Source organism: Nesterenkonia sp. F, from assembly GCF_000220985.1.
In the GTDB taxonomy this organism is placed as follows: domain Bacteria; phylum Actinomycetota; class Actinomycetes; order Actinomycetales; family Micrococcaceae; genus Nesterenkonia.
The window spans coordinates 1-6737 of the sequence record NZ_AFRW01000032.1 but is presented as its reverse complement, the minus strand read 5'-3'; the positions used below and the strand labels follow the sequence as shown (position 1 = coordinate 6737).

Genomic DNA, 6737 nt, shown 5'->3' with positions numbered 1-6737 from the left:
GAGGCGCGATCCCGCCGCGGGCCGCGACGACGCCGCCGCGGCCGATGCCCGGTCTGGACCCGTCCTGGTCGCGGCTGGTCGCCGCGCCCGCCGCCGACGGGCGGCGCACCTTCCACGTGCTCGACACCGGCCCGGCGCTGGCCGCACGCGGGATCGCTCCGGCCGGCACCGTGCTGGCGGTCCACGGCAATCCGACCTGGTCCTACCTCTGGCGCGAGGTGCTCGCCGCGAGCCTGGCGCAGGCCGAGGCCGGCGGGACCGCCTGGCGGATCGTCGCCCCTGACCAGCTGGACATGGGCTTCTCCGAACGCCTCGCCCACGCCGGGGCCCCGCGCGCCGGGGCCGGGACCCACCGCACGCTGGAGCAGCGCCTCGACGACCTCGACGGGCTCATGGACGCCCTCGACGTCGACGACTCCGGCCCGCTGGTCACCCTCGGCCACGACTGGGGCGGGGTGATCTCGCTGGGCTGGGCCGTGCGTCACCCGCAGGCCGTCGACGCGGTCACCACGCTGAACACCGCCGTCGACCACCCGGTCGACGAACCGATCCCCGCCGCGCTGCGGGCCGCGCTGGCCCCCGGAGTGCTGCCCGCGGCGACCGTCTCCACGCCGGGATTCCTGCGCACCACGCTCGCCCTGGCCGAGGGCGGCCTCGCCCCGGAGGTCGCCGCCGCCTACCGGGCGCCCTACGCCTCCTCCGCGCTGCGCGGCGGCATCGGCGGCTTCGTCGCCGACATCCCCGCCGCGGCCGAGCACCGGTCCCGCCCGGCGCTGGAGCGGATCTCCACGGCCCTGCGCGAGTGGAGTCGGCCGGCGCTGCTGCTCTGGGGCCCGAAGGATCCGGTCTTCCAGGAGCGTCATCTCGCCGACCTCCGGGACCGGCTGCCCCAGGCCGATCTGCACCGCTTCGAGGGCGCCGGCCACCTGCTCGCCGAGGAGCGCGACGTCGCCGGGCCGCTGCTGGCCTGGCTCGACGACGCGGTGATCCGGGGAGTCGGACGAGACGACGACGGCGGCGACGACGGCGGCGACAGCGAGGCCCGCGGGGCCGTCGCCGGCCGCTCCGGCCGCTCCCCCGCCCCCGTCGGCGACGTCGCCGGACTGCACGCCCAGCTCGCCGAGGCCGCCGCCGGTCCGCGGGCCGACGACCTCGCCGTCGTCGAGCCCGGATCGGCGCTGACCTGGGGCGAGCTCGACGCACGGGTCGCTGCGCTGGCCTCCGGACTCGCGGCCCGCGGCATGCGCCGCGGCGACCGGGTCTCGATGCTGGTCGAGCCCGGCAACGACCTCACCGTGGTGCTCTACGCCTGCCTGCGCGTCGGGGCCGTCGCCGTCGTCGCCGACGCGGGCCTGGGGCTGCGCGGGATGACCCGGGCGGCGCGCAGCGCCCGTCCCGACTGGGTCATCGGCGCGACGCCCGGGCTGACGGTCGCCCGCACGCTGGCCTGGCCGGGACGGCGGCTCAGCGTCCGGAGCCTGGCGCCGACGACCCGCCGCGCCCTGGGCGTGGAGAGCTCGGTCGACGCGCTGCTCGCGGAGCACGCCGGACGGCGCCCGGACGGCCTGGCGCACCCCTCCCCGAGGACGAGGCGGCGGTGCTCTTCACCTCCGGCTCCACCGGGCCGGCGAAGGGCGTGGTCTACACGCACGGACGCCTGGGAGCGCTCGTGGCGCTGCTCCGCCGGCAGTTCTCCGTCGAACCCGGCTCCTCGCTCATCGCCGGCTTCGCACCCTTCGCCCTGCTGGGCCCGGCCATCGGAGCCACGTCGGTCACGCCTGACATGTCAGTCACCAAGCCCGCCACGCTGACGGCCGCGGCCGTCGCCGAGGCCGCCCGCGCCGGCGATGCCACGATGTTCTTCGGCTCTCCCGCGGCGCTGCGCAACGTCGTCGAGACCGCCTCCGCGCTCGACGCCGCGCAGCGCCGGGCGCTGGCGCGCATCCGACTGGTGCTCTCCGCCGGCGCACCGGTGCACCCGGACCTGCTCGACGCCGTCCAGCGGCTGGTGCCGGCCGCCGAGATCCACACCCCCTACGGCATGACTGAGGGGCTGCTGCAGGCTGACATCGATCGCGACGGCGTCCATGCCGCCATGGCCACCGGCCAGTCCGGAGTCTGCGTCGGGCGCCCGGTGGCCGGCGTGCACGTGGGCCTGGCCCCGCTGGACGCCGAGGGCCGGCCCGCCGAGGAGCTCCTGCCCCCGGCCGAGGCGCCGGGGACGCTGGCGGAGCTCGTCGTCTCGGCCGCCCACCTGAAGGCCGGCTACGACCGGCTGTGGTTCACCGATCGGACCAGTCGCCGCGACACCGCCGACGGCCTGCTCTGGCACCGCACCAACGACGTCGGACATGTCGACGCCGACGGACGCCTCTGGATCGAGGGGCGTCTTCAGCATGTGATCACCACGCCGGACGGTCCTGTCGGGCCGGGAGCGCTGGAGACGCCGGTCGACACGCTGGAGACTGTGGGCCGCGGCGCCGCCGTCGGCGTCGGCCCGCGCGGCACCCAGGCCGTAGTGGTCATCATCGAGCCGCCCCGAGGAACTGAGGCGCGCCGGCTGACCGCCGGCCGGTCGCCGCTGGCGACCCCGGAGTTCGCCGCCGAGGTGCGCGCGGCCGCCGGCGGGATCGACGTCGCCGCGGTGCTCGTCGTCGACGAGATGCCCACCGACATCCGGCACAACTCGAAGATCGACCGCACGCGCCTGGCCGGCTGGGCCGAGCGGGTGACGTCCGGGAGGAGGCCCGGCTCGCCATGACATCGACTCCCGAGCAGATGACCTCCGAACAGCCGACCCCCGGGCGTCCGTCGAGGAGATCTCCCCCGGCTCCCGCGTGCTGCTCACCGGCGCCTCCGGCCTGCTGGGCCGCAGCGTGGCCCGCCGGCTCGTCGACGACGGCTATGCGGTCACCACGCTGCAGCGCAGCGCCTCCGCCGTCGGCGGCGCCCGCGAGGTGCGCGGCTCGCTGACCGATCCCGCCGCCGTCGCCGAGGCGGTCGCCGGCCAGGACGCGATCGTGCACATGGCCGCCAAGGTCTCGGTCTCCGGCGACCACCGGGACTTCGTGGCCGTCAACGTCGAGGGCACCCGCACGCTGCTCGACGCCGCCCGGACCGCCGGCGTCGGACATCTGCTGCACGTCTCCTCTCCCTCGGTCGCCCACGCGGGCTCCTCGCTGGTCGGCGAGACCGCCGGCGACCCCGACCCGGTGCGCGCCGAGGGCTCCTATGCGCAGACCAAGGCCGAGGCCGAGCAGCTGGTCGCCGCCCGCGCCGCGGACGGGCTGAAGACGCTGATCCTGCGTCCGCACCTGATCTGGGGCCCCGGCGACGGACAGCTGACCCGGCGCATCGTCGACCGCGCCCGCTCCGGCCGGCTGCCGCTGATCGGCTCGGGCGCGGCCCTGGTCGACACGCTCTACATCGACAACGCCGTGGACGCCTTCGCCGCCGGCCTGCGCCGGCTGCCGCAGATCCACGGTTCCCGACTGGTGCTCACCAACGGCGAGCCGCGACCGATCGGCGAGCTGATGATGGGCATCGCCGCGGCCGGCGGCGCCCCGCGGCCGCGCCTGCGGGTCACCCCGGGCCTCGCCCGGGCGGCCGGGTCCGCGGTGGAGACGGTCTGGGCGCTCTCCGAGCGGATCACCGGCCCGCACGACGACGAGCCGCCGATGACCCGGTTCCTCGCCGAGCAGCTCTCCACCGCCCACTGGTTCGACCAGCGCACCACGCACCGGGCGCTGGACTGGACGCCGTCGGTGAGCATCGACGACGGCCTGCGCCGGCTGGCCGAGCACGTCGCCCGCACCGGCGGGGTCTGAGCGGGCCCTCGCCGAACTGTTCGCCCGTCGCCGGAGAATCTCCCGACGAGGGGGGTGAATGCCATGGCGAGGAACGACGACGACCGCTCACCGGCGGCCGATCGCCCGCCGCGCCGAGTCCGTGCGCTGCTGCGGATCGGCGATGTCCACGGCCGCGTGCAGGATGCGCACGCCGTGCCGGCCGGCCAGCAGCGGGGCCAGCTGCAGCGAGGCGACCTGCGGGTGCTCGTCCTTCAGGATCGCGACCCGCTGGACGGCGTCCTCGACGGCGTCCAGGTCCACCGCCGGCAGGCCGCGGTGCCCGAGCAGCCGCCGGGCCGCGCGGGGCCGGCGGACCAGGTCGGCGACGTCCTGGTCGGTCAGCGGCGGCACCGCGTGGGCCCAGTCGTCGAGCAGCTCCACCGCGTCGCCGGAGAGCCCGAAGGAGACCACCGGACCCATCAGCGGGTCCTCCAGGGCGCTGACCATGCAGCCCTGCCCCGTCGGCGCCATGGCCTGGACCTCCAGCCCCGGGTCTCCGTAGCCGGCCAGCTGCTCGCGCATGTCCGCCGCCGTCCGACGCAGCATCGGCGCGTCCGTGATGCTCAACCGGACTCCGCCCAGGTCCAGGCGGTGGCGCAGCGAATCGGTGGTCGCCTTGACCGCGACCGGGTAGCCGAGCCGCTCGGCGGCGGCCACGGCCTCATCCTCGGTGCGGAAGGGCACCGACTCCATGACCTCCAGCCCGTAGAGCCTCAGCAGCTCGGCGGTCCGCGCGGGCTCCAGCCGATGCAGCCGCGGTCCGCCTCCGGCCTCGGCGAGCCGGGCGTCGAGCAGCTCGTCGGCCGCGCGACGGACCGTCGGGCCCTCCAGCCCCGGCGGGACCCAGGTCTCGCCGATGCCGCGCCGTCGCCACCTCTGATACTCGACGATCTTGCCCAACGCGGCCACCGAACGCTCCGGGGAGGAGAACACCGGCAGCCCCTGCTGCAGCGCGCCGGCCTCCCGCACCGGCGCCGCGCCGGCCAGCAGGTTCAGCGGCGCCTGCGGATCCAGCACGCCGATCAGCGAGAGGACCACCGGCTTCGGGTGCCGGCGGGCGACGGCGGCGATCGTCTCGGTGAGGTCGCGGTGCGCGCCGTCGAGCCCGGGCTGCAGGCAGACGGCGACGGCGTCGACGTCCTCGTCGTCCAGCATCGCCTCCAGCGCCGCCGCCAGGGTCTCCTCGGCCCGCCGGCGGGTGCCGTCCAGGGTCAGGGCGCCGTCGGAGCGCACCGGATGCAGCCCGTGCCGTGCGGCGGCGTCGGCGAGCGCGGCGGCCATCGCCGGCGAGTCCGCCAGCACTCCGAGCCGGCCGTCGACGGGCAGCGGCTGGCCGGCCAGCACCTGCAGCACGTCCATCAGCGAGTCGTGGTTGCCCACCGGGATGACTCCCGACTGTTCGAGCATCGATTCGACCGCCCCGGCCGGCGCCAGCGTGGTGCGCACGTCGTGCCCCGGAGGCAGGCTGCGCCCCATCACCCCGGAAGTCGCCACGACCACCGGCTTGCTCAGCGACAGGCGCCGCGCGATCCGCGAGAACTTCCGCGGGTTGCCCAGCGACTCCAGCGACAGTCCGACCGCGCGGGTGGCGGTGTCGTCCTCGAAGTGCTGCATGGCGTCGTTGCCGGAGAGGTCGGCGCGGCTGCCCGCCGAGATCACCGTGGAGACGCCGACGCCGCGCCGGTGGGCGGCGGCGTGCAGTGAGATGCCCATCGGGGCGGACTGGCTGAACAGCCCCACGCCGCCGCGCAGCGGCATCTGCGGTGAGAGCGAGGCGTTCAGCGAGACGTCTGGGGTGGTGCGGATGAGCCCGACCGAGGCCGGGCCGATCACCCGCATGCCCCAGCGGCGCGCCAGCCGGACCAAGGCCCGCTGGTCGAAGCCGGATCCGCCGTCGGAACCCGCTCCGACGTTCCCCGTCTCCCCGGTCGCTCCGGGATTCCCGGCGTCCCCGTCGGCGTCGGGCGGGACGGCCTCCAGACCGTCGGTGATCACCACCAGTCCCTTCACCCCGTGACGGCCGCAGTCGGCGACGACGGCGGGCAGCTGCGCTGCCGGCACGCAGATCACGGCGACGTCGATCGCCTGCTTCAGCTCGCCCAGCGAGGCGTGGGCGGTGGTGCCGCCGACTTCGAAGGCTTCGGGGTTGATCGCGTGCACGCCGCCGGTGAAGCGCCCCTCGATGATGTTCTGCAGCACCTGATGGCCCGGAGACCCCGGCTGCCGGGAGGCGCCGACGACGGCGACGTGGGCCGGGGCCGTCAGCTCGGCGACGCTGCGCGCCTCGGCCCGGTGCTCGCGGGACTCCATGACGGCCCGGGAGCGGTCGGTGGGATCGATGGGGAAGGTCAGCGCGACCACGCCGTCCTCGAAGCGGCGCCGGACCTCGTAGCCGGCCTCGGTGAACACCGCCAGCATCTTCCGGTTCTCCGGCAGCACCTCGGCGGTGAAACGCTCGATGCCGCGCTCGCGTCCGGCGGCGGCCAGGTGCTCCAGCAGGATGGAGCCCAGCCCGCGGCCCTGGTGCTCGTCGGAGATGTTGAACGAGACCTCGGCCTCGGCGGTGTCGTCGATGCGGTCGTACCGGCCGACGCCGATGATCTGCTCGTCGAGCAGGATGACCAGCGCGACCCGGTCGAGATGGTCGACGCCGGTGAAGTGAGCCAGCTCCTTCGTCGTCAGCGCGGACTTGTAGGTGAAGTAGCGCAGGTAGATCGAGGACTCCGACTGGGCGGCGTGCATCCGCTGGAGCCGCTCGGCGTCCGCGGCGCCGATGGGACGCAGATGGGCCGCCGCGCCGTCGCGCAGCACGACATCCGCCTCCCAGTGGGACGGATATCCGACGGATGTGCTGTCCTGGGCCATAGGATCAACACTACGAGATTCCTC

At 75.5% G+C, this 6737-nt stretch carries 3 protein-coding genes and 1 pseudogene; 3 read left to right on the top strand and 1 reads right to left on the bottom strand.

All coding sequences use genetic code 11. The annotated features are described in order from the left end of the window. Positions 1-44 precede the first annotated feature (44 nt). The 3 genes and pseudogenes from GU5_RS17835 to GU5_RS0103165 all read left to right on the top strand — a co-directional run. Positions 45-1352 (top strand): annotated as a pseudogene (locus tag GU5_RS17835) (alpha/beta fold hydrolase); the annotation flags it as partial. 245 nt (positions 1353-1597) lie between these two features. After that, entirely contained in the window at positions 1598-2761 is a 1164-nt protein-coding gene (locus tag GU5_RS17830) for an AMP-binding protein (RefSeq protein WP_369750451.1), read from the top strand. A 76-nt stretch (positions 2762-2837) separates the two neighbouring features. Next, positions 2838-3827, top strand: a complete 990-nt coding sequence (locus GU5_RS0103165; protein WP_010524133.1) for an NAD-dependent epimerase/dehydratase family protein — start codon at positions 2838-2840, stop codon at positions 3825-3827. Between the two features lie 87 nt (positions 3828-3914). Here the strand turns inward: GU5_RS0103165 and GU5_RS0103160 are convergent, their stop codons facing one another. After that, a complete protein-coding gene (locus tag GU5_RS0103160) occupies positions 3915-6713 on the bottom strand; it encodes a GNAT family N-acetyltransferase (protein WP_010524132.1) in 2799 nt (932 codons plus the stop codon). Between the last annotated feature and the right edge of the window lie 24 nt (positions 6714-6737).

Excerpts from the sequence above, each read along its gene's own strand:
- GU5_RS0103160 (WP_010524132.1), bottom strand. The coding sequence starts at position 6,713 with ATGGCCCAGGACAGCACATCCGTCGGATATCCGTCCCACTGGGAGGCG.